Raw genomic sequence first — 26,145 nt, forward strand, 5'->3', positions numbered from 1 at the left:
GAGTAGGGCAGTAGGGCAGTAGGGCAGTAGGGCAGTAGGGCAGTAGGCAGTAGGCAGTAGGGATTGGTCGCGGCAGCCCGCTCAGCGGCTCATATCCAAACCTTCGCTATCCCCTACTGCCCTATTCCCTTTCCTTCGCCTCATGCATCAGCAGCGCCGCCTCCGTTCGGTTGCGCACGTTGAGCTTGGCCAGCACCCTGGTCATGTGGTGCTTGACGGTCTTTTCCTGCAGCGACAGCCGGGACGCGACCTCCTTGTTGCTCAAGCCTTCCGCCACCAGCCGCAGGATCTCGGCCTCGCGGCTGGTGAGCTGGCTGAGCGGGTCGGGCTTGCGGTTCGCCGGCTGCAACAGGTTCGACAGAAGCTTGGCCGACAGCGTCGGCGATACATAGCTCTGGCCGGCCGCGACATCGCCGAGGATCTCGGCCAGAGTCTTCGAACCGACACCCTTCAGCACGTAGCCGCGCACGCCGGCATTGAGCGCCTGGGCAACGTCGGCATTGGTTTCCGACACGGTCAGCATGACGATTTTCTGGCCGGGGTGCCCGGACAGGATGCTGGCCGCAGCGTTGAGCCCGCCGCCGGGCATGCTGATGTCGAGCAGCAATATGTCGGGCGCGATCGTGTGAGCAAGCCTTTCGGCGTCCTCGGCGCTGGCGCCTTCCCCGACCAGCTCGAAGCCGCCGATCTCGCCGAGGCTGCGCGCCACGCCCTCGCGAAACAGCGGATGGTCGTCGACAATGGCGATGCGGATGATGCCGGTCACGGCTGCTCCTCGACTGAGAGTGAAATCACCAATCGTGTACCTTGCGGGCCGGACAGGGTTTCGAACTGCCCGCCGATGCTCTCGATGCGCTCCCTGAGGCCGGCAAGCCCGAGGCCTTCGCTCCTGCCGGGCTCGAAGCCGGGGCCGCCGTCCATCACTTCAACAATCAGCCTGCCACTTTTCACCCCGGCTTTCACCGCCTGGTTCCTGCCTTTTCCATGCCGCCAGGCATTGTTCAGCCCTTCCTGGACGAAACGGTAGATGCTGATCTTCTCGGAAGTGCCGAGTTCCGGCAAGCGGGCCGGAAGCGTCAGCGCCACCGAGCTCGAGGTCCGTCGTTCGTGCTCGCTCACCGCAAGCCGCAGGATGTCGATCACGGCCTGCGTCTCGATCTGCGGCAGCACCAGGCCGTTGCAGATGCCGCGTATCTCGCGCATCGCCTCGCCAAGCGTCTTGTGGATGCCGGCGATCTCGGCTTCGCGCTGCTCGCTGGACGAGCCGGAGTCGAGCAGAATGGGGCTGTCCATCCGCAGCGCCGCCAGCGCGACGAGCTGCGCCGGCCCGTCATGCAGGTCGGCGCCGATGCGTCTGAGATAGCGTTCGTTGATTGCGGTGGCGCGGCGCGAGGCGCGCTGCACGCGCTGGCGCAGCGTCGAGTTCTGCGACAAAGCCGCCTGCAATTCCGAGACCTTTGCCTCGAGCGCTGCGCGCTGGGTCTGGATGGTGTGACTGCCGCGAAAGACGATGCCGGACAACAGCGCCAGTGCCGTCGCCGTGGCGCCGGCCACCACCAGCCAGCTCGACCACAGGGCGGCGTTCAGCGTCGTCTGGAAGTCGTCGGCGATCTCGTAGAACTCCGAAACCGCGACCACTTCGCCCGACCAGGGTTCGCGCACCGGATTGTAGATTTCGAACAGCGGTGCGTTCACTCTCTTTTCCTCGTGGCTTTCGGGGTCGTCGTCGAGGTCATTGTACTCGGCAACGACATTGCCGCCAAAGGCGGCGACCAGATTGGCGTTCGGTTCGAACCGCTTGCCGATCAACGAAGTGTCCTTGGCATAGAGGATCATGCCGTCGCGCCGCCACAGCTTGAACGAGACCAGCCTCTTGCCGAGTGCGCCCTGGCCGAGCGTCTCGTCCAGCGCCCGCTTGACCGTGTCGCTGAGCTCGCGGCTGGTGCGCATGTCGGGCAACAGGGGCGCAATCACGCTGTCGACATAGAGTGCCGTGGTTGCGGCGGAATTTCGCATCACGCCTTCCCGGATCTGCGAGGTCACCCACAGGCCAACCACCAGCATCACCAGCAGAAGCCCGATGCCGCCCGCGATGAAGAACTGCAAGGCCAGCGACAACTTGCGCCAGTACTGTAAATAATCCCCCAAGAAGGTCCCAGGCAATCGCGCAATCTCCCCCTGTCGGCGAAGATTATAGAGTGAGCGCGGCATTTGCGACATCGACCTTCGTGCTGTGTATGCAGGATTCTTCCGTCGGGCGGATTTTCTGCGGGTTTCGGAGCCTTGAAGCACGGCAACGCCGCCGCCGCGGGAGCGGATCCTTGGCGCGGGGGTTGTGCCGGCCACGTTTCGAGGTCACTATCGGTTGTGCCTTCAAGGCGACGGGCGGCCGCTTCGACACCAAATTGACGAAGCGCCGCTCCGTCGGTCCAGCCGCGGCATCATCCGCGACTGGGAACTCCAGCACCTTGCCGCCGCCGGTTCGATCCCGGCACCGCGTGGATACACGAAGGCAAAAAGCGGCCGCTCAGCTGATGTCGCAACGGAAGACCCAACTCGTCTTCCCGGGGAAGGCGCGCTTTTTCTCTGAAGGAAGCGCAGGCTTTTCCTGGGTGACCCGCGGGACTTAGGGGGCGGGTTCCGCTGAAACCAAAGCAAGATGCGAGGTCAAACGCGATGCATCCCGTTCCGAGCCGGATTCCGGTTTCCATCATCATTCCGAACTACAATTACGCGCGCTTCCTGAAACGCGCCGTCGACAGCGCGCTCGGCCAGGACCACGCGGACGTCGAGGTCATCGTCGTCGACGATCGGTCGAGCGACGGCTCGGCGGCGATCATAAAGTCTTATGGCGACAGGATCCGCGCTTGTCTCAGGCCGAAGAACGGTGGGCATGCCGCCGCCTTCAACACCGGCTTTGCGGCAAGCTCGGGCAAGATCGTGCTGTTTCTCGACGCCGACGACTATCTCTATCCGGACGCCATCTCCAGGATCGTCGACACTTGGGATTCGGCAACCGCCCAGGTCCAATCGAGGCTCCACATCGTCGACGAACGGCAGCGCATCAAGGATGTCTTCCCGCCGCCGGCACTGCCGTTCGATGACGGCGATGTCATGCCGAAGCTCCTGCACAAGGGGCGCTACCAGACGACGGTGACAAGCGGGCTGGCCTTCGACCGCACGACGCTGGAAACCATCATGCCGATCCCCGAAGCGGATTTCCGCCAGGGCGCCGATGGCTATCTTGCGACGCTGGCGCCGCTTTATGGTCATGTTCAGTCGATCGACGAGTGCATCGGCGCCTACCGCATCCACGGCGCCAACCATTCCGTCTTCGGCGAAAAGCTCGCCGAGCGGGCGCGCTGGCGGGTGACGCACGATTTCCACCGCCTGGAGGCGCTTTCCGACCAGGTCTCCAGTGTCGGCCTGACCGTGGAGCCGTCGAAAACCTTCCTGCACGATCCCGTTCACCTCGAAGAACGGCTGGCCTCACTCTGCGCCGACAGGCGTCGGCACCCGGTGGTCAATGATTCCAGGCTGGTCCTGGGTGCGGCCGGCGCCGTCGCCAGCCTCCAATTGACGGCGTCGCTCAGGCGGCGAGCCGTCCTTGCCGCCTGGTTTCTGTCCGTCGGCATGCTACCGCGCAAAATGGCGACGGCGGTGCTGTCATGGAAGCTCGACGCCTCATCGAGGCCGGCCTTCCTGGCCCGATTTTCCAAATCCATCCGCCAGGCGATGGGGTGAGGCGTGGTCCGCGAAGCGGACGCAAAGCCAATTGCTTGGCTTTGCGAACAACGAACGCCCGGAGCGACAGCGAAGGGCCGGTCCGGCAGACGCGATCCTTCGCGCCCCCTCTGTCCTACCGGACATCTCCCCCTCGAGGGGGGGGAGATTGGCAGTCTCGGGCCGCATGGATCTTTCGCCATCAACCTCTATTGATTGATCTCGGGTTCGACGAGCCTTGCCAGGTTTCGCAGCGACTCCTGCCAGCCGAGATAACAGGCCTCGGCCGGAATCGCGTCCGGTATGCCTGCCTGCGTGATATCCAACTCCGTGCCGACCGAGACTTTCTTCAATGTCACCGTCACCTGTATCTCGCCGGGCAGGTTGGGATCATCGAACGTGTCCGTGTAGCGGAGGCGTTCACCCGAAACGAGCTCGACATAATCGCCGCCAAATGAGTGGCTGTTGCCCGTCGTGAAGTTTCGGAAGGACATTTTGAACGTACCGCCGACCTTTGCTTCCAGATGATGGACCGTGCAGGTGAAACCGTTGGGCGGGAGCCATTTCGCCAGCGCGTCCGCCTCGATGAAAGCGCGATAAACCTTCTCCGGGCTGGTTGTCAGAACGCGGTGCAAGCGTACGGTGCTGGGCATATCGTTTCTCCTGATGATTGCCGGTCTATGTTCCAAGGACGAACGGGTCTTGACTGGTCCGACACCCGTGCCGAACATTTTTAAACCGCGACCGCCGCTTCACAGTTCCTTCTCGGCCAGCTCGCGGAACTCGTCCGGCACCAAACGCGCCGCCTCCAGCGCCACGGCGCCATAGCCGACCGCCTGCTTGCCGAAGCGCTGCCGGATCTTGTCGACGGCGCGGTCGGCGCCAAAGCGCGCTTGGCCCCTTTTGCTGCCCGGCCGGCGCTTCTCGTCGGCAAGTCCGAGCGGTAGCTCCAGCTGCAGTTCCGCACTTTCCTCGAGATGCGAGACCGAGATCGCCAGCAGCGAAATCACCTTCTCGCAGGGATGGGCGGCGAGCACGCCACGCACCAGTTCCTCGGCGGTCTCGGCCAGCATCGCCGTCGCTGATATAGCTTGGTCAAGCGTGATCGAGCAGCTCACCGCGCGCAGGTCGGCGAAGCGCACGCGCACCGTCACCGTGCGGCCGGGGCGGTCCTTGGCCCTCAGTCGGCTCGCCACCCGGTCGGCCAGATGCAGCAAGGTTGGCACGAACACATCTGCCACGGCAGGCTTGCGGCCCAGTGCCGACTGCGCGCCCGCCGAATGCGCGCGCCGATGCGTCTCGAGCCGGCGCGGGTCGCGATTCCAGGCCAGCGCGGCAAGCTTCTGCCCGGCGGCCGGCCCGATCAGCCGTTCCAGCGCCCCACTGTGGGTCTTGGCCAGCTGGCCGATGGTCTCGACGCCGATTTCCGCCAGCCGCGCCTTGGTCGCCGGGCCGACGCCCCACATCAGCGAGACCGGCAAATCGTGCAGGAAGGCGAGCTCGCCTGCGGGATCGACGACCACCAGCCCGTCGGGCTTGGCCACCTGCGAAGCGATCTTGGCCAGGTGCTTGGTGCGCGCCACGCCGATCGAGATCGGCAGGCCGAGCTCGGCCCGCACGCGGCGCCGTACAATGGCGGCGATCACGGCCGGCGGCCCGAACAGATGCGTGCAGCCGGCAACGTCGGCGAAGGCCTCGTCGATGGAGATGCGCTCGACCAACGGCGTGAAATCGTCGAGCACTTTTATGGCGGCGTCGCCGAGTCGCTGGTAGTCCCCGAAATGGCCGCCGACGAAGATCAGCTGCGGACAGAGTTCGCGGGCCTTGCGTCCGGGCATGCCGCCGCGCACGCCGAACGCTCGAGCCTCATAGGATGCGGCCAGCACCACGCCGCCTCCGACGGCGATGGGTTTGCCGCGCAGCGATGGATCGAGCAACTGCTCGACCGAGGCATAGAAGGCGTCGAGGTCGGCATGCAGGATGGTGGCGCTGGTTTCCATCCCGTTCCACCCTACGGCATTGCAGCATTAGCCATGCCTGTTTTAAGGAATTTTTTGCCGAACAAAAAGAGAACAAATAGGGTCTCTTGTCAAGCTGCCTCTAAGCCGTCGGCGAGGGCAGGGGAAATGTCTTGCGATGAAGGGCGGATTCAAGTCGGAATCTCGTTTTTTTTGCCCACCGTCAGTGGGCAGCGCACCATCGACGAAGGTCCATGATCCGCCCCGGAACATTGTCGCGCGCCACGGCGTTGATTGGCTCGAAGGGACTGTTTTGCGGAGACCTGAGATGGACCGCTTCGAAATCATCGATCTCGTTTGTGTCGTCGATGCCTGCACCACCGACCGTGCCGCCGGGCGGCTCGTATCGATGGCGAGGGCCGTGGAAGAATTGCGCGTGCTGACCGGGGATTTCGTCTCGGCGGATGAGACCGTCGCCAATGCGCTGTCGGCGGTGGCGCTTGGGCGCGGTTGCGCGGTGCTGTTCGACGAGCAGCCGGGCGCCGACATTTTGCGGGCGCCATAGTGCATCGCCAGGAGGTGGCACCGCTCATTTGGCTGCCGTTCAGGCGGTCGGAGCGCCCTCGCTTGTCATCGACTTCCGCTGCTTGAGCGCCTTCTCAATCGACGACGCGGCGACCGTTTTCGTACCGCTGGACGCCCGTTTGGGACCATGGTCTGACCCGTATGGGCCTTCTGCGGTCCAAATGGCGCAAGCCGGTTGTCAGTTTTCATATAGTTTAAGAATTTCAAATGGTTATGGCAGTTTCTCGATTCGGATTGTTCGCTGGCGGGCTGCTTCGCTCTCGCATTGAAACCACATTTATCTAAAGTTTACCGACGGCATTAGGGATTTCTCATATTGCGCTCATTAGCGGTTGGGTGAGGTGGCGATTCTCGGAGGAAAATACTCATGACATCCCGAAAGACTCTCTTTGCCGCGCTTGCGGCATTCGCGCTTCTGGCGTCTCCCGCACTGGCCGCTGCCGGCGGCAATGGTGGTGGGAATGGCGGTGGCCACGGCAATGGCGGCGGCAACGGGAATGGCGGCGGCAACTCCGGCAAAAGCGGTTCGCAGGGCAATTCCGGCAAGAGCACGCACGGCAAGTCAGGCAAGAGCACGCACGGCAAGTCAGGCAAGAGCACGAACGGCAAGTCAGCATCGGCTAAGTCGACAAAGTCGGGCAAGAAGGCCACGACGGAAGTCTCCGTGGATGAGGTGGACGTCGCCGCCGCTCCCAAGGAGAAGAACATCCACGCCAAGCTCGGCCGGCTGAACTCGCTGCAGCGCAACATCAACGCCTACATGAACTCCAAGAGCAAGAAATTCGCCGCTGTTCAGGCTTTTGTGATGGCATCCGCGAACGCCAAGCTCGCCGAGGCCACGGCTGAAGAGGCGGCCGCCGCGGCAGCCGAAGCTCAGGCGAAGCTGGACGACCTGAACGCGCAGCTCGTTGAGGCGAATGCACAGACGCCCGCAACGCCCGAGGAGCAGGCGGCCCTGGACGCACAGATCGCGGATCTGGAAGCGCAGATCGCGGATCAGGAGACCGCGGTCACGGATGCCGAGGCGGCGGCTGCCGCGGCCCAGGCGGAGGCTGACGAAGCCGCTGTCGGCACCGACGACGCATCGCTCGACGCGGCACTCGCCGATATGGCCAACAAGCCGGTCGACGCCGAGGTCACCGAATGGGCCAAGGGCGTGCTCGCGGACAAGGTCGACCAGGTAGCCGCCAAGCTAGAAGCGGAGAACGCGGACGACGCGGCTGCCGATTCGACCGTCGACGAGCCGACCGAGACCGAGACGGCGGAATAGTTTGGCTGAACGGCAATGCCGCCGGGGTTCGCCCCGGCGGCATTTTTTCGCCTGCCGCTGCCCAAGTTTGGAATCGGTTCTGCAGCGATCCATCGCCTCCCCTGTCCGCCGGCGTCAGGAAGCCACCACAACGCTGCGCAAAACCCGTTGCTAACCCCAAGTACGGCATGGAAAATCTCGGTTCCCAGGTGTAACCTTCGCAATGTCGGGGTTTAAAAGGGATTGGGGAGAAAACAACATGCCTAGGGTTTCGGAACTTTTCTTCAAAACGGCCATCGTTTTTCTCATCGTGGGCATCGCCATCGGCCTGCATATGGCGATCTCGCAAGATCACGCCGCCTTTCCGGCGCATGCCCATATCAACCTTCTGGGCTGGGTAACCTCCGCGATATTCGGCGGCTACTATGCGCTCAATCCGGCCAAGGCCGCGCGCCGCATCGCGATGATCCACTTCGGCCTCTATACGCTCGGCCTGGTGGTGATGCTGCCGGCGCTTTACCTGATGCTGGCGAAGGGCAACACGGCGATCGAGCCGGTCGTTGCCACCGGCTCCATGATCGTTGCCGCTGCCGTTCTCGTCTTCGGCTTCGTCGTCTTCTCGTCCGAACCGGTGCCCACCGCCTCCGGCCTGAAGTCGGCGCCTCGCTGACCGGAGTCATGCAGCGCTGCCGGGTGGGCTGCTATGCCACGGCGTAGCGGGTCCCCTGGCGCACCTGCCCGGCTGAAAGTTTTGCGCCGGCGTCTGGGCCGGACGCCGGCTCGCGCTGGTGCGACAAGTCTTGGATAAGGGCGCCGCGCCGCCTGTTAAAAAAGCCGCGACAGCAAGGTGTGGATGATGCCGTCGCGTTCGAACGGCCCGGGCACTTTGGCCGGGAGCGATTTGTCGGCCTTGGCCGCCGATGAGGTGCGGCCATAGATGAGCAAAAGCACAGCGATGAAGTAGCCCGCCTGCAGCACCAGGGCGGCGACAAATGTCCAGCCCAGCGATTGCCAAAACGACCCGGTAGCCGCGTAAATCCAGCCAAGGATTACGAGAAGCGTTGCTGACATTCCCACAAGAAATTGCGGAAAATACATTTGCCCAATCGAACGTCCCGGACCGATTGAAACCCGGGAAGCCCGCCCATGTCTCTACCCAATTCGAGCGTTGCACCTTTCATGTGCGGTCGCAAGTTGGCACTGTGCCGCGCTCTCGGAGGGCTTTCGGCCCACGGCATGCGACCTACGTCTTAGGACTTAGGGCCATACGCCTTTCGCTGCAAGTGCGGCGTTGGAGCATCGCGCGCGCTTTGCTGGAATCGGTTTTGCCGCGGGCGAAATCAGCGCAAGGTCGCCGGCTCTGGCTCCGCTGTTGGCTCGGATGCGCGAAAGTTCGCGAGCCCCAGGCGTTTCGGCGGCGGTAGCACTTCTCATCATCTGATCGCGATCAAGGCGGCACTCGATGACGAGCGCCGGCCGAGGCAGCTATAGGAACTCCGCCGGCGCTCGGCGCAAGGGTTGGGTGCTTTGCCTGCGCGAATCATATTAGCGTTTGCGAATATTTTGACCTATCCATCCAAAGGAGGATGTGTGGTTCCCCAAAGAAGCTGAATTGTCCGCGCCCGCCCGACTTGCTGCGGTAGAGCGCGGTATCGGCTTTCTGCAGCAGTTCGTCGCTGCCCAGCGCATCGCCAGGCGCCAGCGCGATGCCGATGCTGACGCCGACGACGACCGGGCTGTCGGCGACCGCGAAGGGCGACTGGAAACGCTCGACGATGCGCCGGGCAAGCGCCGACACATCCGTCTGTCCGGTAATCCCGGTCTGGATGATGGCGACTTCGTCGCCGCCGAGCCGCGCGACCGTATCGTTGTCGCGCACCGCGGCGCGCAGCCGGCCGGCCACGTCGATCAGCAATCTGTCGCCGGCCTTGTGGCCGAAATTGTCGTTGACCGGTTTGAAATTGTCGAGGTCGAGGTAGTGCACGGCCATCAGGGCGCCGCGCCTGGCAAGGGCAAGCGCGCCGTGCAACCGGTCGGAAAACAGCATGCGGTTGGGCAGGTCGGTCAGCGCGTCATGATGCGCCATATGCGCGATCGTGGCCTGGTTGCGGCGCTGTTCGGTGACGTCGAAATAGGTGGTGACGAAGCCGCCGCCCTCGATCGGCATGCCGCGCACCTCGACGATGGTTCCGTTCGGCCGGGTGCGTTCGTAGACATGCGCCTCGCGCTGCCTGACGAGGGCGAGGCGGCGCGCGACATGCATCTCGATATCGCCCGGTCCGTACTCGCCACGCTCGGCATTGAAGCGAAACAGCGTCTCCATCGAGGGGTAGCCATTGGCAAAAAGCTCATCGGGATAGTCGAGCAAGGCGCGTTGCCGCTGATTGCAGACGACCATGTTGAGATCCTGGTCGAACAGCGAAACGCCGCCGGGGAAATTGTCGATCACGGCCTCCAGCAGCCGGATACGCTCGCGCGAATGCTCGATCAGCTGGCCATCCGCCCGATCGCTTCGGCCAGGCCCGGCAGGCCGGCCCCTGACGGCTCGGCCACCTCGAACGCATTCGCCAGGATACGTGACACCTTCGGCATCGGCCGCTGACCCCCTCAGCAATTTTCCGGAATATGCGGCGACGCTAATATGGAACGATTGCCATCGGATTAACGGCCTGGCCCGCGCCTGGTTTTGCGGAGGCAGGTTGGTCGCCTCATCGGGCGCGGCCATGGCCTTTGGGTCTTTTGGTCGATGCCATTGGGGACCTTTGGCCAAGGACTTCTGAATTCAGGAACCAAGCACAGGCGGGACCGTTCCCCACCCACATCGATCAGGAGGAGCTTATGGAACGCAGCGTCCACGAGGCGCGCTTGCGCCTGTCTTCGCGCTCGGCGTCGTCTTTGTCACTGCCGGAATCCTGTTCAGCTAGGGCAAGGTGATGCTCAAACAAAAAAGATAGTGGCCGGGAACAATCGCCAGCGACCCGCCGAGAACGCCCCTTCATCGGCGGAAGGCCGACCCCGCCGCCTTTTTCCGTAAGGGCGGCGGGGTTTCGGTTTGGGAGGTCCATAACCTTCGAAGGACCGGCGTCAGACGCACGAAAAGGCCCGCCGTGCCGAATGCGCGGCGGGCCTGTTCGTGGTGTTCGCCGGATCAGGTCAGGATCAGCACGATCTTGTAGCTGTCCGGATCGACGATGACGATGCGGCCGTCGGCAAGCACGAAATACATGTAGGTTTCGTAAGCGGGGACGATCTTGACGATGCGCGCCGGCAAGCGGTGCAGCCGCACCTTCTGCCGTGGCACCTCGATGCCTACCGAAATGTCGAAGTCGACACGCGCCACCGGTGCGACGTTCGTCTCGCGAATGATCTGCGTGACCTCGGTCTTCTGCTCGACGGTCACATTGCTGATAGACGCGGTCGAGCCCTGGTCGGTCTGGGTCGAAGCCTTGCCCTGCACCTGTTCGTCGGTCTGGACCTTGGCCTTGCCCTCAGCCTGCTGGTCGGTTGTGGCGCCAGCCTTGCCCTCGGCCTGCTCTTCAGTTGTGGCGCCGGCCTTGCCTTGAGCCTGCTCATCGGTCTTCAGCTTGGGCTTGCCCTGAGCCTGCTCTTCAGTCGTGGCGCCGGCCTTGCCTTGTGCCTCGTCGGTCTTCAGCTTGGCCTTGCCTTGAGCCTGCTCTTCTGTGCTGGCGCCGGCCTTGCCCTGCGCCTGCTCATCGGTCTTCATCTTGGCCTTGCCCTGGGCTTGCTCGCCGGCCTTGCCGCCCTGCTGGCAGTCCGCTGCGCCGGCTTCGCAATTGGCGCCACCGCTTGGCTGGACCTCGGCGGGCGTCTGCGTCTGGGCTATGGCGGCGCCACATCCGACGCCGAGTGCGAGCATGCTTGTGATCAGAAGATGTTTCATCAAAAGTCTCCTCGAAAGTGTCGTCCCTTCGTTGGGTTAACTTCGACTCGTGGCCTTTGTTCCGGGCTGATCTGCCCCTGCCGGCAAAGCGGAACTGTCGCGTCGAGGAGCCGAAAAATGGGAGGAACAAGCCCCATGCGATGGCGTTTACGACTGAGGCGACCCGGTCGCGAATGGCTTCAGGCCGCGTGGCGCAAGTGGCCGCTGCAACGAAAGGAGACGATCATGAGACTGCATCTTGCAACCGCCGCCGCCGGCCTTCTGTTGTTCGCTGGAGTGGGCGCCGCTGCTGCCCAGGACGTCATCATTCAGCCTGAGCAGGAAACCGTGATTCGGGAATATGTGCAGAAGAAACCACTGGCATCCATCAAGATTCCCGGCGTGGAGCTCAATGTCGGTACCGCACTTCCCGACACGGTCGAACTCCATGAAGTCCCCAATGTCAAATACCGCTATGTCGTCGTCGACAATCAGACCGTGCTTGTCGATCCCGGCACACGCAAGATCGTGAAGATCATTCAGTAACCCGCATCGCACGGCTCACCGCTTGCCGGAGCGGTGGGCCGGTCCGCCCCGTATTATCTCGTGACTAGTATGAGCAGGTACAAGCAGGAACCTTCCTCGGAATCACGCGTTGCCGCGTCTGACTTCGTGCTGCCTTATTGATAGGCAGCATGGGCCAGCGAAGCGGCGAGGCGGCGAAATGGGCTGGGGAGGAGGCAAGGTATTATGTCGAAGCGTGAAATCGGAACGTCCCCCGCATTGGGGATGCGGGTCGCTGACCTCAGGGCCAGGATGCGCAGCGCAAGCATCACCGAGCATGAGATGAGAACCTTCCAGAAGGTCGCGGCCATCATGGGTGATGGCGAAGGCTCCTTACGCATCGATGCCGACGACCTGATTGCGGCGTCCTTCGTTGCCCAAGGGGCGGGCGATCACTCCCTGAATTGACAATCCGCCGGCCGGAACCGGTCGAATCAAAAAAATCGCGCATACGGTCTGTCGAGTATCAGCGCAGGTAAGGGCGCTGATACTCGACGTCCGCACGCGTGCCGTCAGCTGTGGCCAACAAAGGCCGGGACGCGCTCGACGTCGTCCTTCACCAGACCAGCCGCCAGGCTGATCTGGCCGACGAACACCAGTGCGTTGAAGACAAGCCCGACGATCACGGCCAAGGGTATCTGCCACGCCGGCATGCCGGTGCGCGGGGCCTGGAGCGCGATTCGCAGGCTGGCGCGCCAGGATGCCGAAGCCCAGCGGCGCATGGCCTTGAAAACGCGCCGTGGCCGCGAGGCGGATTTCAGCGCGGCATATTTGCGGTCCGCGTCGCGGCCGGTGACCAGCGCGCGCCACAACAGGAAGCGCCAGCCGCGCGGCGGATAGTGGCTGGCCAGCGCCTCGGCCTTGACCAGGTCGTGGCCTTCCGCTCGCAGTTGCCGGTCGAGCAGCGTGCACGACACCTTGAAGCCGTTGTTGTTCGGAAATGGATGGCTGGCGAGCCAGCTTCGCTGGATGGCGCAATTGTTGGCGTTCATGGCGCGCTTGGCGGCAAAGCGCCGATCATGGTCGCGAAGCGGAAAGATCCATAGCAGCGCGAATGTCCGCGAGGCAAAGTCGTCATGCTCGAGATAGGTGTGGCCGTTCACGGCGACGGTCCGCGGGTCCTGGAACGGCTTCAGCAGGGCCGGCAGCCAGCCTGACTGGGCGACGGTGTCGGAATCGCAGAGCACGACGATGTCGCCCGTCGCCTGGGCGATCCCCTCGTTCTTCAGCTCGTAATAGCGCCCGCCGGGCAAGGCGCAGAAGCCGAGCGTCACGTCCCGCGCAAGCTCCGGCGCCGCGTCTTCGATCTGGCGGCGCAACAGCGGTGTGTCGCCGGCCTCTCCGGCATGAACGAAAATCACCTGTCTGGCGACGTATCCCAGGCGTGCCGCGGCCCTGACCTCGCGCGAAAGCGCGGCGAGGCCGGCGCCGACCTCGTCCCAGTCGATCGTGCCAGCATTTTCCATTTCGACAATGATCGAATAGCTTTCGCGTTGCATGAACTGGCCCGCTTGCATTTCCCTCGGCGCGTGCACCCATAGCTGACTGCGCCGGATTTTGCAGCCCCTTGCCGAGCCGTCGCAATGTTCGCTTTGCCGCGGTTGGAACCAATCGCCGCCGACATCCTTTCCCGAAGGACAAGCCTTGCAGGAAAGGAGTTGGAACCATGAAACCACTCTTGCCATGCGCTTTGTTGCTGGCGCTCGCCGGACCGGCGGCCGCGCAGACCGACGACCAGATGAACGCCCCGACGCCGGGCGGACCGTGCCAGGCCGAGCCGCAAGGTCAGAACGACGGCCAGAAGCCGTCGACGACCAGTGGCGGCAATGGCGGCCTGACCGGCAAGCTCGAACCTTGCGGCGGCGTGCTGCAGCCGCCGCCCACCGGCGACCAGGGCATGGCCCACCCGGCGCCGAATGAGGGCAGGACGCCTGTGATCAGGCCCGACGAGGTGCCGGCGCAGCCGCCGAAGCAATAGCAACGGGCCCCAAGTCACGGCACGGGGCGATTCCGCTCAGCTCGGCTGCGCACGCTTCTCGTCTTGGCTTGCCGCAGCGCGGTGACGGGATCGACGCCTGTCCACACTATGCCTGCTGCTTCGGCAAAGCCCATGAAGGCCCGCCGCGCCTGGTCGGCCGTGAGATGTCCGGCGCGCGCCGCCACGCAGGCCCTGATGGCGGTGGCGTAGACCGGACCGCGCCGCGCCGCCGGCCATTCCTTCAGAAAATTCTGCATCTCGGCCAGCGAAGCGATTTCGCGCTTGAAGCCGGCACCGACGGCAATTGTCAGCGGAGCACGGAAAGGCATGTCGTTCATGTGGAGAACCTCCTGATGGACCGGCCCTTCAATGCAAATTGGGCCGGTCCGGTTCCCAGCGGGATCCGGCGAGGCGCAAGGTGGCTTTGCCAATGGCCGGGACCGACAAACGATCGCCTGGGATGCGGCCATCGCGTCGTCTCTCGCACGCAAAGGCGAGGGCAGAGAGCCGCAAAACCATAGATCAATTAGTCCCGACTTACGGAACAACAGCGTTGTGGCGGCGTTTGCCTTCAGAGCTCGCCACTTATCGACCTGTGGATGTTTCCGTTAAGGCGGAGGCGAGGGCGAAGCTCGCCAACACGAAACAGGAGAGAACGATGAGAACCCTGATTCCTTCCGCCGCCGCGCTGCTTCTTTTTGCAGGCGTCGGTGTCGCTGCCGCTGAGGATGTGATTGTTACAACCCAGCCGCAGGCCGTCGTGGTCACGCCCGAACAAAGGACGGTCATCCGCGAATATGTGCACAAGCACCCACTGGCTTCGATCAGCCTTCTCGGCGTCGAGCTTAACGTCGGCTCTATCCTGCCCGACACTGTAGAGCTTCGGGAAGTTCCCGACACTCAATACAGATACACGGTCGTGGGCGATCACACCGTGCTGGTCGACCCCGGCACGCGCAGGGTCGTCGAAGTCATTGAGTGATGCATGATACCTGTCCCGCCGTCTTCGGGAGGAGACGGCGGGCAACGGGTTTGTTCAAAGGAGCATTCCCATGTTGCCGCATGTCGAGACCCCCAATTCCACCAATGTCGCGGCCTGTTGCGACAAGCTGCTGGCCGAGCGAAGCACCAGCTTGCTGTCGATGAAGGAGGCGATCGATGAGCTGCGCCGGCGCACCGGCACAGAGCGCTCCGACGCCGATCTCGCCGGGCTGATTACCAAGAAGGCGGCATTGCTGGGTGTCGCGGTCCTGTCCAACGACCACTAAAGGAAATCGCGGCGTCGAGCGTGTCTACGCCCCAAGACGCCGGTCGAAATATCCGCTAATGTTTTGCCGGGATTTGGACCCATCCGATTTGGACCCAACCACGGAGGCGACAGTGACGGACGACAGGCAGGAACGCATTCGCCAGCGGGCGCACGAAATCTGGGAACAGGCCGGGCGGCCCGAGGGCTCGGACATGCAACATTGGGACCAGGCGACAGCCGAGATCGACGGAGCGGCGAAGCCGAAAACCAAGGCTGCGCCGAAGAAGGCTGCGGCCGCCAAGTCAGCCAAACCGGCAGCCGCCAAGGCCAAGGCACCCGCCAAGGCCGCCAAGCCAAAAGCCAAGGGCTGAGCGCCGGCCACGAAATCTCTCTTCAATGACCCATGGGAAATGGATGCGGCGCGGCAGCGCCGTCTCCGGTAGAGATTGGCTGCGTTCATGGAACCTGCATTGTCGCCCCGTCACGCCGAGATTGCAGCTTAAGGAAATTAGAATAGTCTAATTAGTTTCGTGACAGCCAGCGCGCGTTAGTTAAATACACCCAGTAAAAGTCAGGTTGCTACTCCGATCGCGCCGTAGAGCAGGGCCATGCGCCGCCGCCATTCCCCGCGCGGCGACGGCCCGACCGGCGGGAACCTTTAGGCGTCGCTAATGTTGTGCTTCCAGCACCAATTTTGGGCGAAGGAGCACGTCATGAATAATATCATTTGGCTGGTCGGGGCCGTTGTAATCGTCATCGCGATCCTGAGTTTTCTCGGTCTGAGATAGGCTTGGCTCCCAACGGGCTCCGGCCCGGCCGCGCCGGCCGATTGCGGCTGATCACTCCCGCTTCAGCGGCAAACGAACCCACTGGCCCCGCGGCCAGTGGGTTTGCATTCCCGGCCAGACCGACAGCTTTCCGCCGCTCGGCCCTCACGCATCCCAGGCATCGCTGGAGAGCGCAAAGCGGATGCCGGCCGCCGTCATGGCGAGTTCGCATTCGGTGATTGCCCGCAGGTTGCGCAGATAGCGCGCCACGGTCTGCGGCAGCCAGCCGGCACAGGCATCGACATAGGCGCGGCTGTGGACCAGCGTGCCGGTCGACAGCCGCTCCTCTTTTTCGGCGATGACTTTCAGATACTGGCGGATGAAGCGGATGTCCTCCGCGATATCCTGGCTGGCCATGCGCCAGGCGCCGGCGAGGCGCTGCCTCTGGTCGGTCGTTGCGGGAGAAAAGAGCGGGCGGGAGAGATCGGCGAAGGCGGCGTGATTTGCGGTGTTCAAGGATATCCCCTCAAAGAGAAGATATCGTACTTTACGTACGAATACTGGTCAAGTGCAATTCGTACAATATGAACGAAAGAGATGGATAGAAACCATCGGAATGCCGGCGCCTCAGGCGAGCCGCATTGGAAATCCTTCGAGCTGCGCGCCAATATCGGCAAGCGCCCTCCCGAGGATCTGGCCGACCATATCATGCCTGTCCGGATCGAGCAGGTGCAGGCCTTTCCGGAGCGCGTCGCGCCAGCTGTCGCCCCTGTTCCATGCTTCCGCGAACACGAAGGCGAGGTCATCCTGCCGGCGTGTGGCGTCAAGCGCCTTGACCAGCTGGCTCGCCTGATGGAGGTCCTTTTCCCGCTTCGCTGCGGCGCTTTGCCGGCGTGAAGCGACGATCAGCTTGTGGACGGCGTAGCGCTCGGGCGAGGGCACCAGCACGGGCACGCCCGAGCGGTGCAGGAGCACCGTTCTGACGGGGTCGCGGATGAGAAAATCCAGGAACCGCAAAGGCTGCGCGGAGACGCCTCCCAGCGACGGCATCGGGCTTGCGTGATCCGCATGGTCGTCGCTGCCCCGGTTCGGAGTGAGGAATTCGACCTTGTAGCGGGAAGCGTTCTCGAACTGTGTGGTCCGTCCGGCGTCTGTTCGGTGTGGAACCTGACGAAATGTCGGATCGATTGCCTTGAGCACCTCAATGACCGGCGGCAGACTGTCGTCCACTTCGGCCGAGACGGAATGAAATTGAGCGAAGTCTACGTCGCCTGTCTGCAGCGAGGCACCAGGCAGCCGCACGCCAAGATGCCCGGCATAGGTCTGGAAGGCGACCGTTCCGACCAAAACGGCGCGCAGGCGAAAGAGTCCGGCCTTCTCCAGGGCTTCGACCACTTCGCCGGTGAATGTGTCAGGCGCGGTCAAGCCGGCGTCGCGCACGAGGCTGGAAACCAGCTTGCGGCGGCTCTTGAGGTCGCTCTTGATCTCCTTGAAGGCGGCGACCCGTTTTGCGATCTCGGGGTCTTCGGCCGGGCCGACGTATCGCCTTGTCTTCGTCGGGCGGGTTTCCTCGAAGTACCAGTAGTCGCGGCCCTTTACCGGAACGCGGACGAAGTTGCCCGCCGTCGAGAAATAGGTCTCGAACGAGGCATCCAGGCTACGCTGCACGAGTTCGGCGTACATCGTGCGATAGGCGAGATCGATCGTTTTCATGGCTAGCACTCCGATCATGCGCCTTCCGTTATAAGAATTTGTCAGTTTTCTTATAACTGCGCGCTATCCAGCTGAATTTCAAGGATGTTATAAGAAAATGGTGAAAATCTTATAACGCGGAGCGTTGAAACCGATCTCCCCCAAGCGGGAGACTGTCAAAACCTGGCCCAACACACATTCGCGTCACGCCTCGACAAACCCTCTTCCCCAATTCGCCGAACAGTGCTTTAACCCCGGCATCCACAGGGGTGCTCCGTACGGTCGGGGCTGAGACGGGGGCGGCAAGCCCACAGACCCTAAAAGCTGATCTGGGTAATACCAGCGGAGCGAGGCGGGCTATGTTTTCTGGCGCACAGATTTCCCTCTATCCCATGGCCGATGATTTCGTCGGCGTCATCCTTGGCGCGCTTGGCGCGCTCGATCCGTATCGCGATCGGCTGAGGATCGAGACCGACGACATCTCGACCTTGCTGGTCGGGCCGCCCGAAGTGCTGTTCCCGGCGATGCGCGACTTGTTCGTCGCGGCTTCCGCCAGCGGCAAGCACTGCGTGCTGTCAGCGGCGATCTCGCGCGGCTGCCCGGGCGAGCCCGACGATCCGATCTGCCGCTCCGACGAGGTCGGCGGCCCCGTCATTCCGCTCGACGAGCGCAAGGTTGCCGCCATCCGCGCCGTGCAGGCCACCGCCGTGACCGGTCAGGCGACGGCGGCGCAATTCTCGCTCTATGTGATGGGCACTGGCGACCACATGGACGAGATCTATGGCTGCATCGACTTCCTCAAACAGTCCGGCGTCTACGAGCGCTCCAAGCATTTCTGCACCAAATTGCGCGGCGATGCCGGTGCCATCTTCGCCACGCTGAACGAAGCCTTCTGCCGCTTCGGGCCGGGCGCCGGCCACGTAACCCTCGACGTCACCGTGTCGGCCAACAGCCCGTCCGCTGTCTGAGCCATAGCGCTCGCCGCCGTCGAGGATATTTCCGTGGCTGTTCCGTCCGTCCCGTTGTCTGGAGGAGATACCTCTGGCCCTTCCCCACGAGGGGGGAGATCAGCTGTCTCGTCGGCCATCGCCAGGGCTGCACCGGCTGCCGTCTCGGTCGGGCTGCTGTTCGCTGCGTGGGAGCTCTATGCCCGCTATGGCGGCGTTAGGCCGACGGTGTTGCCGGCGCCCTCGCGCGTCTTAGGACAGGCGTGGGAGAATCGCGAGGCGCTGATGGACAATGCCATCCCGACCATCCGCGCCACTCTTGCCGGCTTTGCCTGCTCGCTCTCCGCCGCCTTCCTTTTCTCGGCGCTGGTCGACTTCTGGCCGTCATTGCGCCGCGCGCTGTTTCCGCTGCTGATCGCCAGCCAGACCTTGCCGCTGGTGGCGATCGCGCCGCTGGTCGTGCTGTGGTTCGGCTTCGGCCTGCTGCCGAAAATCCTGCTCGTGGCACTCGTCACCTTCTTTCCGATGATGGTGGCGTTGGTCGAGGGTTTTGAGGCGACCGAGAAGGAGATCGGCCAGATGCTCCGCGCCATGGGGGCAGGGCGCTGGCGTGTCTTCTGGCTGGCGCGGCTGCCCTCGGCGCTGCCCTATTTCTTCGCCGGCTTGAGGATATCGATCACCTATGCCGTGGTCGGCGCGATCTTCGCCGAATATGCGGGCGCGGCGAAGGGGCTGGGCATCTACATGCTCAACGCCAAGAACAATTTCCGCCCCGACCTGGTGCTCGCGGCGGTCGGCGTCAGTGCGGCGCTGACGCTGGTGCTGTTCGGCCTGACGGTGCTCGTCCAGCGCCTTGTCATGCCCTGGGAGCGAGCGGCAGGAGAACGCGGCGGCGAGGGGCGGCAATGACCCGGCTGGAGCTGCGCCAGGTGCGAAAATGCTTTGGTCCGCTCGAGGTACTGGCCGGCATTTCGCTCAATGTCGCGGCAGGCGAATTCGTCTCCATCCTCGGTCCGTCCGGCGCCGGCAAGTCGACGCTGTTCCAGCTGCTGACCGGCGCGGAGAAAGGCGAGGGCGAGATGCTGTTCGACGGCGCGCCGCTCGACGACCATGGCAGCCGCTTCGCCTTCATGCCGCAGCGCGACGCGCTGATGCCATGGCGCCGCATCCTCGACAATGCGACGCTGGGGCTGGAGGTGCAGGGAGTGCCGCGCCGGGCGGCGCGCGAGCGAGTCACGCCGCTCTTTGCCGAGTTCGGCCTTGCCGGCTTCGAGCGCGCCTGGCCGGCCGAGCTTTCCGGCGGCATGCGCCAGCGCGCGGCCTTGCTGCGCACCGTGGTGCAGCAGCGCGACATGCTGTTGCTCGACGAACCGTTCGGCGCGCTCGATGCGCTGACCCGCGCGGCCATGCAGCGCTGGCTGGAAGCCATGTGGCGGCGCCACCACTGGACGGCGCTGCTGATCACCCACGACGTGCGCGAAGCCGTGCTTTTGTCCGACCGCATCTACGTGTTTTCCGCGCGCCCGGCCCGCATCGTCAGCGAGATCGCAGTGCCGTTGCCGCGCCCGCGCACCGCCGACGCCAGCGCAGCGCGCGAGGCGGCCGTGCTCGAGGCCGGCATTCTCGACACGCTGCTCGGCGCCACCGATCCGCAACCCTCAGCCCAATGACCGTCCCAAGGAGATGACCATGACTGAACTCACCCGCCGCCAGGCACTGCTGCTGACGCTCGCTGCCGGTCTGCCATTCCCCGCCCGGACTTTCGCCGCTGGACAGAAGGTCACCGTCGCGCTCGACTGGACCGTCAACACCAACCACATCGGTTTGTTTATCGCCCGCGACAAAGGCTTTTACGCGGAAGCCGGCCTCGAAGTCGAAATCCTGCCCTACAGCGACACCGGCGCGGGCACGCTGGTCGCCAACCGCGTCGCCGATTTCGGTATCAACGGAACCATCAGCCTGTTCACCCAGAAGACCGCCGGCGCCGACCTCAGGGCCGTCTATGCCGTGGTGCAAACCGAGACCGGCCGCGTCGTGTTCAACGCCGACCGTAGCGCGATCAAGAGCCCGAAGGATCTCGACGGCCTGACCTATGGCGGCTTCGGCAGTGCCTGGGAGAACGCACTGATCTCGACCATCATCCGCCATGATGGCGGCAAGGGCAATTTTGAGACGGTGACATTAGGCACCTCGGCCTATGAGGCGCTGGCCAACGGCGCCGTCGATTTCACGCTCGAGGTCTCGACCTGGGAAGGCGTCGAGGCCGAACTGAAAGGCATCAGGCAGCGCAGCTTCCGCTACGCCGATTATGGCGTGCCCGACGAGCACACCACCTTCATCGCCTCCAGCGACGCCTTTCTTCAGGCCAATCCGAAAGCGGCCGTCGCCTTCGTTCAGGCGACTCGGCGCGGCTACGAGTTCGCCGTCGACCACGCGCAAGAGGCGGGCGACCTGCTGATCGCGGCCAACAAGGACGCGCTCACCAATCCGGCCCTGATCCACGCCTCGCTGAAGGCGCTGAACGACGGACATTTCCTGAGGAGCGAAGCCGGCGCCATCGGCACCATCGACAAGGCCAAGGTGGACGCGATGGGGGAGTATCTCTTCACCGCCGGCATATTGCGCGACAGTGATGGCAAGGCGCTGGAGAAGCGCCCGGATTTCGCCGGGTATTTCAGCAATGAATATTTGGGGTAGGACGAGTTTCTGATCTTCCCACTCGAGGGGAGGGGGACATGTCGCCAGGCGACAGAGGGGGGCGGCACCTCCTGACGCGACTTCCTATCGCGGACAGAATGCCGGCGTTCCATTAGCGGCGCCCCCTCTGGCCGGTCCCCTCGAGGGGAGACCACCCCTCACATATCGATCATCGACCGCTTCACGCGCCCGATGATGGTGATCGCGCCTTCCAGTTCCGGCGGCGGGATTTCCATGTAGGAGGCCGGCTGGAACGGCGGCTTGTCGTTCGGGCGGTAGCGCTTGTAGGTGGCGCGGCCGCTTTCGTCGGAGATCACATAGCAGCCATTGGTCACCAGCCGCTTGTCGCGCAGATTGACGAAGATGATGGAATCCGGCGGCGAGATCTTGTTCATCGACGGGCCGTCGACGCGCAGCGCAATCCATTCGCCCTGCTCGAGATCGGCGGCGGGTATGGTCGGATAGTCCGACAGGTTGACGACGCTGTCCTGGCTGCCGAGTTCGCCGGCGCTGATCCACGAGACGATCGGCACGTCGACGGTAAGTGGCGAGGGCATCAGCGCGGCCGAACCGGCCTCGTGGAAGCCGCCGCTTCCCGCGGGATTGCCGTCGAACAACAGCCAGCCGGGATCGACGCCGAACAGGCGGCCATATTTCTCCGCCGCCTTGCGCGACAGCGGCCGGTTGCCGTTCTCGTGGCTGATCAGCGTGTTCTTGTTGATGTCGCGCAACGCCCGCGACGCATCGCTCGGCGAGGCATAGCCCGCCTCGGCCCGCGCCTGCTGCAATCTGTGTCGAGGATCCATCATCGTACAAAATGCCTGAAATTTATCGTCCAAGGTGTACGATTTTGCTTGCGACTCTTTCGTACATATCGTACGCTTAGCGCATGATCGAGCATCCTGCAAGCATTTCCGCACTGATTGACCATTGGCCCGCCATCACCGACTTCGCCGCCGAAGTCGGCTGCGGCTACGAGGCAGCCCGGCAGATGCGCCGGCGCCAGCGCATCGCGCCGCAGCACGGGGCGCAGGTCGTCGCCGCCAGCCGCAGGCGCGGCATCGCCAGCGTCAGCTACGAGTGGCTGGCCGCTGTGGCCGCCGCTGATACCGCGCAAGGGGAGGCGGCATGATCCTGCGCCTGTCCGCCCATTTCGAATCGTCCGGGCTGTCCTCCTCCCCGGCTCGGACGAAGACCGGGGCTTTTGCCCCGGATCCGGCCCGCCTGCGGTCACCGCAGGCCGCCGGATCGGCCGGAACCGTTCCTCCCCCGGTTCCGGCCCCCTTTTCGCGCCAGGCTGGTTTGCCGAGGACCGGCGAACCAGCCGCCGCCTCCTGCATCCGCACCGAGGACGGCACCGTCATCCTGTTCGACAGGCTGACGGGCAGGGCGGTGTCCGGCCTGACCCGCGTGGCTGCCGAGGCCGCGCTCCGCCGCCTGAATGGGGCGGTGAGCCCCGCCTGAACCAACCCCTTCGAACGATTTCGCAACGGCCTTTCTGGCCGAACCCTGGCGCTCGCCCCGGGCGAGGCCTTCACAACTGACGGATCCCGACATGGCCGCTGCTTATACCGACACCGAACTCAACGCGATCGCGCTTTGGCTGAAGGATGGTCTATCGGCCACCGGGATCGCTCTGCGCTTTTCCGCCCTGCGCGGCAGCCCGGTCTCGCGCAACGCCATCATTGGCATCGTCCATCGCAACACGGGCTTGCGCGCCATCGGCTTCGCCAATCCCAAAGGCGGCCGCGCCAGTGGCCGGCCCCGGAGGAACGCGGCAAAGCCCGCGGCGGGAGGGCGCGCTGCGGGACAAGCCAGGCCGTCCGGGCAAGCAAGGCAGTCCGGACATTCAGACCAGCCCAGACAGGCAGAGCTGGCCGGACAGGCGAGGGCTTCCGGGCAGGCTGAGGGGCAGGGCGGCGCTGGTATGCCATTCCCGCCTGCTGGCGCCTCTGCAGCCCGCACGCCGGCAAAGCCAAAACAGGGCAAGCCGAGGAAGCCGGCGCGTGCGCTGCCGCCGGCCTGGTTGTCGCCGCACGGCCTGGTCCGCGACGAGGACAAGCCCGACGCTCCTCGTTACAAGATGCCGGCGCCACCGCCGCCGGTGTCGCCCGGTCGCCAGCCGCATGTCGCCGCCATGCGGTTCATCGACTGCCTGTTCGGCCGCTGTCGTGCCCCGCTCGATCTCACGCTGGAGGAAGACCCTGACAAGGACGCGCCTGGCGCTAGGCCGGCGCCGGACATGCTGTGCTGCGGCCTGCGCACCTCGGCGACGCACTCCTACTGCAGCCACCACCACGCACGATTCCACGGCCGCCGCCGCACTTTGTTGGCGGAGCTGGCGCGATGAGCTTGTCTGGCATGCCCCTATTTCGGCATCCGGCTCTAGACGCTTCTCTCTTCGAACACCATGGCCGGGTCGTCATCGACAACGAGAATCCCGGTCACCCGGGCAAAGCCGGTGAACACCTTAAGCGCATCGTCTGGCGAGATCTGCGCGGCGATGGCGGCGCTGCAGGCATTGAGCGCACTGCGGTAGACGTGCCCGCGCCGGTCGACAGGCCAGCGCTGCAGGAGGTCGGCGGCGGCGTTGACATCCTCGATGTCCTCGATCTCGCCGTCGAAGCTGACCCTGATCGGACGTCCGGTTCGCATCGTGCCCACGCCGTTACACCTCGCTGTCGATTTTCTGGCTGCAGCCTCCAACAACGCGCGGCAATGCCGTGCGGTTGCATTGCCTGCCATGTCGCCGCCGCTTTCGCCAATCGCCGACGTTGCAGAAAAGGTCGCGCGAGTGACGCTGCCAATCTCCCCCCCCTCGTGGGGAGATGCCCGGCAGGGCGGAGAGGGGCGCGAAGGATCGCCAACCTCGCCCGCCAACCCCACGGCCAGCCCACAAGGAACCGCCCCATGAGCCGAAAAACCGCTCAAAAACCAAAACCGCCGAAATTGCCAAAGGGCGAGGCCGAGCAGGTGCGCATCCGCAGGGAGATCGGCCATGATTTCGCGCTGAGGGACGACCGCTTCGGCCGCAAGCGCCTGACAACGGGTACGCAGGAAGCGGCGCGTATCTACGAAGTCTCGAACGGCGGCTATACCTCGACCGGCGGCATCGTGCGGGTGCGCAATGTCGACCCGCTGCTGGGCATCACCTCGCTGACACGCCAGCAGCGCGAGGCGGGCATGCGCTTTCGCGGCGATTTCGAGCGCGCCTCGCGCGAAGGCCTGCGGCCGATGGCATGGGAAGAGCGCGTCGACGGCGGCCGTCGCGATGGTGGCATTCCCGACCATGTCCTGTCGGCTGGCCGCGCCCATGCCGAAGCCACCCGCGCGCTGGCACATTGGGAGGTCTCGACCGTGGTGCAGAAAATCTGCTGCGCCGGCGATTCGGTGAAGAGCCTCGCCGAACAGACCGGCGAGGCGCGCGACGTGGTGAGCAAAATGCTCAAGATCGGCCTGGACCTGCTGGCCGTGCACTATGGGATGATGGGGCGGAGGGCAGGGTGAGGGAGGTGAACTTGTGCTGCCGAAGCCCCGCAAGTAGCGGCGCTTCTTCGCAGAAGCGGAATCGATCACTGTTGGGCTACGAGCGATCCGGCCGACAAAGCCGGCCGGATCGATTGCTTACGTCACCGCTCGCAGATGCGGATCTTCTCGATCACACGGTGGTGGTGGCGCCAGTGCTTGCGGTACTCGGTCCAGCAATTGCGGCTGTGGCGCATGGAGTAGCGCGGCCTGTAACCATCGTCGTAGACATTGTACCGATGGTGCGGGCGATAGACGTAAGGATCGTCGTAGTACGGGCCGCCATAATAATCATCGTCATAGGCAGGACCGATGCCGATGCCGAGCCGCAGGCTGTCGGCACTGGCCGGGCCGATCATGGCCGCCGCCGACGCAATAGCGATGACGGAGGCGAGCAGGAGATTTTTCATAGCTACCTCCTTTTCAAGGTTGATCCAATCAAACCCCTGAGGCGTGGCCCTGTTCCACAATTTTGCAAGAAGTGAACACGGGCAAACCCACCCCGGCCGGTCGCAAAATGCTGGGGCGGCGGCATTTGCTCCATCATCGCAAGGCCGTCTCCGGGCAATGCATTGACCTCGACTGGGCTCGTTCTTTGACGTCGCGCACCGCCACATCCCGCGTCGAATGAACCAATCGAGGGCTGCATTCCGCAAACTCAATCCGCTTGCCGGGCTGGTTTTGAAATCTTCTCGCTCATTTAATTCTACAAAATCGGTAGGCTTAATGCAGATAGCGTTGACGAGAAGGAGCCTGGCATGTCGAAGAACCTGGTGGTGGGGGTGTCGGGCAATTTGACCCGTCCGTCCAAGACCAAGGCGTTCATCAGCCATATCGTTGGCGACATCGCCGGCAGGACGGGCGGGGCCTCGAGCGTTTTCGATATCGAGGATCTCGGTCCGTCTTTCCCGCAGGCAAGGCGCGTCGGCGATCTCGATCCGTCGGCGCGCAATCTTGTCGAGCAATTGCTCGGCGCCGATATCGTCGTGGTCGGTTCGCCGACCTTCAAGGGTAGCTACACCGGGCTTTTCAAGCATTTCTTCGACCTGCTCGACCCGTCCTCGCTGCGCGGCAAGCCGGTGATCCTGACGGCGACCGGCGGCGGCGAGCGCCACTCGCTGATCGTCGAGCATCAGCTGCGGCCGCTGTTCGGCTTCTTCGAGGCGCTGACCATGCCGACCGCGATCTACGCCTCCGACAAGGATTTCGCCAACGGCCAGCTCGTGTCCGAAGCCATCCAGGCGCGTGCCCGGCAGGCCGTCGCCGAAGCATGCCGGGCGGCCGGCGTGCCCTACAGCGTCGGCCTTGCCGCCTGAAACAGTGGAATCCCC

34 protein-coding genes and 1 riboswitch are annotated in these 26,145 nt (G+C 64.0%); of the genes, 20 read left to right on the plus strand and 14 right to left on the minus strand.

Annotated features, from left to right (window positions below):
• Nucleotides 1-121 precede the first annotated feature (121 nt).
• Nucleotides 122-766, minus strand: coding sequence for a LuxR C-terminal-related transcriptional regulator (locus AC04SI_RS29045; RefSeq protein ID WP_404282774.1), 645 nt, complete (start codon nucleotides 764-766; stop codon nucleotides 122-124).
• Nucleotides 763-2,118: a sensor histidine kinase gene (locus AC04SI_RS29050; protein WP_404282829.1), complete on the minus strand. Its 1,356-nt coding sequence runs from the start codon at nucleotides 2,116-2,118 to the stop codon at nucleotides 763-765. The genes AC04SI_RS29045 and AC04SI_RS29050 overlap by 4 nt, the downstream gene beginning before the upstream one ends.
• Before the next feature lie 558 nt (nucleotides 2,119-2,676).
• On the opposite strand from AC04SI_RS29050, the gene AC04SI_RS29055 reads away from it, so the two are divergent.
• Entirely contained in the window at nucleotides 2,677-3,744 is a 1,068-nt protein-coding gene (locus AC04SI_RS29055) for a glycosyltransferase family 2 protein (protein ID WP_404282775.1), read from the plus strand.
• Nucleotides 3,745-3,932: 188 nt separating this feature from the next.
• On the opposite strand, the gene AC04SI_RS29060 is transcribed toward AC04SI_RS29055, so the two are convergent.
• Both AC04SI_RS29060 and dinB read right to left on the minus strand, forming a co-directional pair.
• Nucleotides 3,933-4,376, minus strand: a complete 444-nt coding sequence (locus tag AC04SI_RS29060) for an SRPBCC family protein (protein WP_404282776.1) — start codon at nucleotides 4,374-4,376, stop codon at nucleotides 3,933-3,935.
• A gap of 99 nt (nucleotides 4,377-4,475) precedes the next feature.
• Nucleotides 4,476-5,723 (minus strand): DNA polymerase IV, encoded by a 1,248-nt coding sequence (gene dinB / locus AC04SI_RS29065; protein WP_488475362.1) that lies wholly within the window; start codon nucleotides 5,721-5,723, stop codon nucleotides 4,476-4,478.
• A gap of 286 nt (nucleotides 5,724-6,009) precedes the next feature.
• Here dinB and AC04SI_RS29070 point away from each other — a divergent pair, with 286 nt between their 5' ends.
• The 3 genes from AC04SI_RS29070 (at nucleotide 6,010) to AC04SI_RS29080 (ending at nucleotide 8,185) form a co-directional block, all read left to right on the plus strand.
• Entirely contained in the window at nucleotides 6,010-6,246 is a 237-nt protein-coding gene (locus AC04SI_RS29070) for a hypothetical protein (protein ID WP_404282778.1), read from the plus strand.
• 387 nt (nucleotides 6,247-6,633) lie between these two features.
• Nucleotides 6,634-7,536, plus strand: a complete 903-nt coding sequence (locus AC04SI_RS29075; protein WP_404282779.1) for a hypothetical protein — start codon at nucleotides 6,634-6,636, stop codon at nucleotides 7,534-7,536.
• Between the two features lie 238 nt (nucleotides 7,537-7,774).
• The gene (locus tag AC04SI_RS29080; RefSeq protein ID WP_192181495.1) at nucleotides 7,775-8,185 is read left to right on the plus strand and encodes a heme-copper oxidase family protein; all 411 of its coding nucleotides are present in this window, start codon (nucleotides 7,775-7,777) and stop codon (nucleotides 8,183-8,185) included.
• Nucleotides 8,186-8,340: 155 nt separating this feature from the next.
• Here the strand turns inward: AC04SI_RS29080 and AC04SI_RS29085 are convergent, their stop codons facing one another.
• Together AC04SI_RS29085 and AC04SI_RS29090 are read right to left on the minus strand one after the other, a co-directional pair.
• On the minus strand, nucleotides 8,341-8,613 hold the full coding sequence (locus AC04SI_RS29085) for an exopolysaccharide production repressor protein (RefSeq protein ID WP_404282780.1): 273 nt from the start codon (nucleotides 8,611-8,613) through the stop codon (nucleotides 8,341-8,343).
• A gap of 442 nt (nucleotides 8,614-9,055) precedes the next feature.
• Complete coding sequence (locus AC04SI_RS29090) at nucleotides 9,056-9,964, minus strand: diguanylate cyclase domain-containing protein (protein ID WP_404282781.1); 909 nt, start codon at nucleotides 9,962-9,964, stop codon at nucleotides 9,056-9,058.
• A 30-nt stretch (nucleotides 9,965-9,994) separates the two neighbouring features.
• Between AC04SI_RS29090 and AC04SI_RS29095 the strand changes: the two genes are divergently transcribed.
• Nucleotides 9,995-10,117 (plus strand): hypothetical protein, encoded by a 123-nt coding sequence (locus AC04SI_RS29095; protein ID WP_404282782.1) that lies wholly within the window; start codon nucleotides 9,995-9,997, stop codon nucleotides 10,115-10,117.
• Nucleotides 10,118-10,663: 546 nt separating this feature from the next.
• Here the strand turns inward: AC04SI_RS29095 and AC04SI_RS29100 are convergent.
• Complete coding sequence (locus AC04SI_RS29100; protein ID WP_404282783.1) at nucleotides 10,664-11,416, minus strand: DUF1236 domain-containing protein; 753 nt, start codon at nucleotides 11,414-11,416, stop codon at nucleotides 10,664-10,666.
• A gap of 225 nt (nucleotides 11,417-11,641) precedes the next feature.
• On the opposite strand from AC04SI_RS29100, the gene AC04SI_RS29105 reads away from it, so the two are divergent.
• Together AC04SI_RS29105 and AC04SI_RS29110 are read left to right on the plus strand one after the other, a co-directional pair.
• On the plus strand, nucleotides 11,642-11,941 hold the full coding sequence (locus AC04SI_RS29105; RefSeq protein ID WP_404282784.1) for a DUF1236 domain-containing protein: 300 nt from the start codon (nucleotides 11,642-11,644) through the stop codon (nucleotides 11,939-11,941).
• 204 nt (nucleotides 11,942-12,145) lie between these two features.
• Nucleotides 12,146-12,367 (plus strand): hypothetical protein, encoded by a 222-nt coding sequence (locus AC04SI_RS29110; RefSeq protein WP_404282786.1) that lies wholly within the window; start codon nucleotides 12,146-12,148, stop codon nucleotides 12,365-12,367.
• A 104-nt stretch (nucleotides 12,368-12,471) separates the two neighbouring features.
• Here the strand turns inward: AC04SI_RS29110 and AC04SI_RS29115 are convergent, their stop codons facing one another.
• Entirely contained in the window at nucleotides 12,472-13,458 is a 987-nt protein-coding gene (locus AC04SI_RS29115) for a glycosyltransferase family 2 protein (RefSeq protein ID WP_404282788.1), read from the minus strand.
• A 167-nt stretch (nucleotides 13,459-13,625) separates the two neighbouring features.
• Between AC04SI_RS29115 and AC04SI_RS29120 the strand changes: the two genes are divergently transcribed.
• On the plus strand, nucleotides 13,626-13,937 hold the full coding sequence (locus AC04SI_RS29120; RefSeq protein WP_488475363.1) for a hypothetical protein: 312 nt from the start codon (nucleotides 13,626-13,628) through the stop codon (nucleotides 13,935-13,937).
• Between the two features lie 14 nt (nucleotides 13,938-13,951).
• On the opposite strand, the gene AC04SI_RS29125 is transcribed toward AC04SI_RS29120, so the two are convergent.
• Complete coding sequence (locus AC04SI_RS29125) at nucleotides 13,952-14,275, minus strand: DUF982 domain-containing protein (RefSeq protein WP_488475364.1); 324 nt, start codon at nucleotides 14,273-14,275, stop codon at nucleotides 13,952-13,954.
• A gap of 320 nt (nucleotides 14,276-14,595) precedes the next feature.
• Here AC04SI_RS29125 and AC04SI_RS29130 point away from each other — a divergent pair, with 320 nt between their 5' ends.
• The 3 genes from AC04SI_RS29130 (at nucleotide 14,596) to AC04SI_RS29140 (ending at nucleotide 15,557) form a co-directional block, all read left to right on the plus strand.
• On the plus strand, nucleotides 14,596-14,919 hold the full coding sequence (locus AC04SI_RS29130) for a DUF1236 domain-containing protein (RefSeq protein ID WP_488475365.1): 324 nt from the start codon (nucleotides 14,596-14,598) through the stop codon (nucleotides 14,917-14,919).
• Nucleotides 14,920-14,989: 70 nt separating this feature from the next.
• A complete protein-coding gene (locus AC04SI_RS29135; protein WP_404282795.1) occupies nucleotides 14,990-15,205 on the plus strand; it encodes a hypothetical protein in 216 nt (71 codons plus the stop codon).
• A 112-nt stretch (nucleotides 15,206-15,317) separates the two neighbouring features.
• Nucleotides 15,318-15,557, plus strand: coding sequence for a DUF2934 domain-containing protein (locus tag AC04SI_RS29140; RefSeq protein ID WP_404282797.1), 240 nt, complete (start codon nucleotides 15,318-15,320; stop codon nucleotides 15,555-15,557).
• Between the two features lie 561 nt (nucleotides 15,558-16,118).
• Here the strand turns inward: AC04SI_RS29140 and AC04SI_RS29145 are convergent.
• Both AC04SI_RS29145 and AC04SI_RS29150 read right to left on the minus strand, forming a co-directional pair.
• Complete coding sequence (locus tag AC04SI_RS29145) at nucleotides 16,119-16,469, minus strand: hypothetical protein (protein WP_404282799.1); 351 nt, start codon at nucleotides 16,467-16,469, stop codon at nucleotides 16,119-16,121.
• A 111-nt stretch (nucleotides 16,470-16,580) separates the two neighbouring features.
• Complete coding sequence (locus AC04SI_RS29150) at nucleotides 16,581-17,666, minus strand: nucleotidyltransferase family protein (protein WP_404282800.1); 1,086 nt, start codon at nucleotides 17,664-17,666, stop codon at nucleotides 16,581-16,583.
• 234 nt (nucleotides 17,667-17,900) lie between these two features.
• Nucleotides 17,901-18,014, plus strand: a riboswitch (TPP riboswitch).
• On the opposite strand from AC04SI_RS29150, the gene AC04SI_RS29155 reads away from it, so the two are divergent.
• The 4 genes from AC04SI_RS29155 to AC04SI_RS29170 all read left to right on the plus strand — a co-directional run bounded on the left by AC04SI_RS29155 (nucleotide 18,005) and on the right by AC04SI_RS29170 (nucleotide 21,289).
• A complete protein-coding gene (locus AC04SI_RS29155; protein ID WP_404282801.1) occupies nucleotides 18,005-18,613 on the plus strand; it encodes a YkoF family thiamine/hydroxymethylpyrimidine-binding protein in 609 nt (202 codons plus the stop codon). It overlaps the preceding riboswitch by 10 nt.
• 117 nt (nucleotides 18,614-18,730) lie before the next feature.
• Complete coding sequence (locus AC04SI_RS29160) at nucleotides 18,731-19,501, plus strand: ABC transporter permease (RefSeq protein ID WP_404282831.1); 771 nt, start codon at nucleotides 18,731-18,733, stop codon at nucleotides 19,499-19,501.
• Entirely contained in the window at nucleotides 19,498-20,262 is a 765-nt protein-coding gene (locus AC04SI_RS29165) for an ABC transporter ATP-binding protein (RefSeq protein ID WP_404282803.1), read from the plus strand. Before AC04SI_RS29160 ends, AC04SI_RS29165 begins: the two co-directional genes overlap by 4 nt.
• Nucleotides 20,263-20,281: 19 nt before the next feature.
• The gene (locus AC04SI_RS29170) at nucleotides 20,282-21,289 is read left to right on the plus strand and encodes an ABC transporter substrate-binding protein (RefSeq protein WP_404282804.1); all 1,008 of its coding nucleotides are present in this window, start codon (nucleotides 20,282-20,284) and stop codon (nucleotides 21,287-21,289) included.
• A gap of 158 nt (nucleotides 21,290-21,447) precedes the next feature.
• On the opposite strand, the gene AC04SI_RS29175 is transcribed toward AC04SI_RS29170, so the two are convergent.
• Nucleotides 21,448-22,098 carry a LexA family transcriptional regulator gene (locus tag AC04SI_RS29175; RefSeq protein ID WP_404282806.1) on the minus strand — a complete coding sequence of 217 codons (651 nt, stop codon included), beginning with the start codon at nucleotides 22,096-22,098 and terminating at the stop codon, nucleotides 21,448-21,450.
• Nucleotides 22,099-22,178: 80 nt separating this feature from the next.
• Between AC04SI_RS29175 and AC04SI_RS29180 the strand changes: the two genes are divergently transcribed.
• From AC04SI_RS29180 to AC04SI_RS29190, 3 genes are all read left to right on the plus strand, one after another.
• The gene (locus AC04SI_RS29180; RefSeq protein WP_404282807.1) at nucleotides 22,179-22,421 is read left to right on the plus strand and encodes a hypothetical protein; all 243 of its coding nucleotides are present in this window, start codon (nucleotides 22,179-22,181) and stop codon (nucleotides 22,419-22,421) included.
• Nucleotides 22,418-22,753, plus strand: a complete 336-nt coding sequence (locus tag AC04SI_RS29185) for a hypothetical protein (RefSeq protein ID WP_404282809.1) — start codon at nucleotides 22,418-22,420, stop codon at nucleotides 22,751-22,753. Before AC04SI_RS29180 ends, AC04SI_RS29185 begins: the two co-directional genes overlap by 4 nt.
• Before the next feature lie 91 nt (nucleotides 22,754-22,844).
• Complete coding sequence (locus AC04SI_RS29190; protein ID WP_404282810.1) at nucleotides 22,845-23,639, plus strand: GcrA cell cycle regulator; 795 nt, start codon at nucleotides 22,845-22,847, stop codon at nucleotides 23,637-23,639.
• A gap of 35 nt (nucleotides 23,640-23,674) precedes the next feature.
• Here AC04SI_RS29190 and AC04SI_RS29195 read toward each other — a convergent pair whose 3' ends face one another.
• Nucleotides 23,675-23,944 (minus strand): DUF982 domain-containing protein, encoded by a 270-nt coding sequence (locus AC04SI_RS29195; RefSeq protein WP_404282811.1) that lies wholly within the window; start codon nucleotides 23,942-23,944, stop codon nucleotides 23,675-23,677.
• A 255-nt stretch (nucleotides 23,945-24,199) separates the two neighbouring features.
• Here AC04SI_RS29195 and AC04SI_RS29200 point away from each other — a divergent pair, with 255 nt between their 5' ends.
• A complete protein-coding gene (locus AC04SI_RS29200; protein ID WP_404282812.1) occupies nucleotides 24,200-24,796 on the plus strand; it encodes a DUF6456 domain-containing protein in 597 nt (198 codons plus the stop codon).
• 122 nt (nucleotides 24,797-24,918) lie between these two features.
• On the opposite strand, the gene AC04SI_RS29205 is transcribed toward AC04SI_RS29200, so the two are convergent.
• A complete protein-coding gene (locus AC04SI_RS29205) occupies nucleotides 24,919-25,224 on the minus strand; it encodes a hypothetical protein (protein ID WP_404282814.1) in 306 nt (101 codons plus the stop codon).
• Nucleotides 25,225-25,572: 348 nt separating this feature from the next.
• Here AC04SI_RS29205 and msuE point away from each other — a divergent pair, with 348 nt between their 5' ends.
• Nucleotides 25,573-26,130, plus strand: a complete 558-nt coding sequence (msuE, locus tag AC04SI_RS29210; RefSeq protein WP_404282815.1) for an FMN reductase — start codon at nucleotides 25,573-25,575, stop codon at nucleotides 26,128-26,130.
• The last annotated feature ends 15 nt before the right edge of the window (nucleotides 26,131-26,145 follow it).

It is taken from the genome of Mesorhizobium sp. CNPSo 4689 (genome assembly GCF_057784325.1).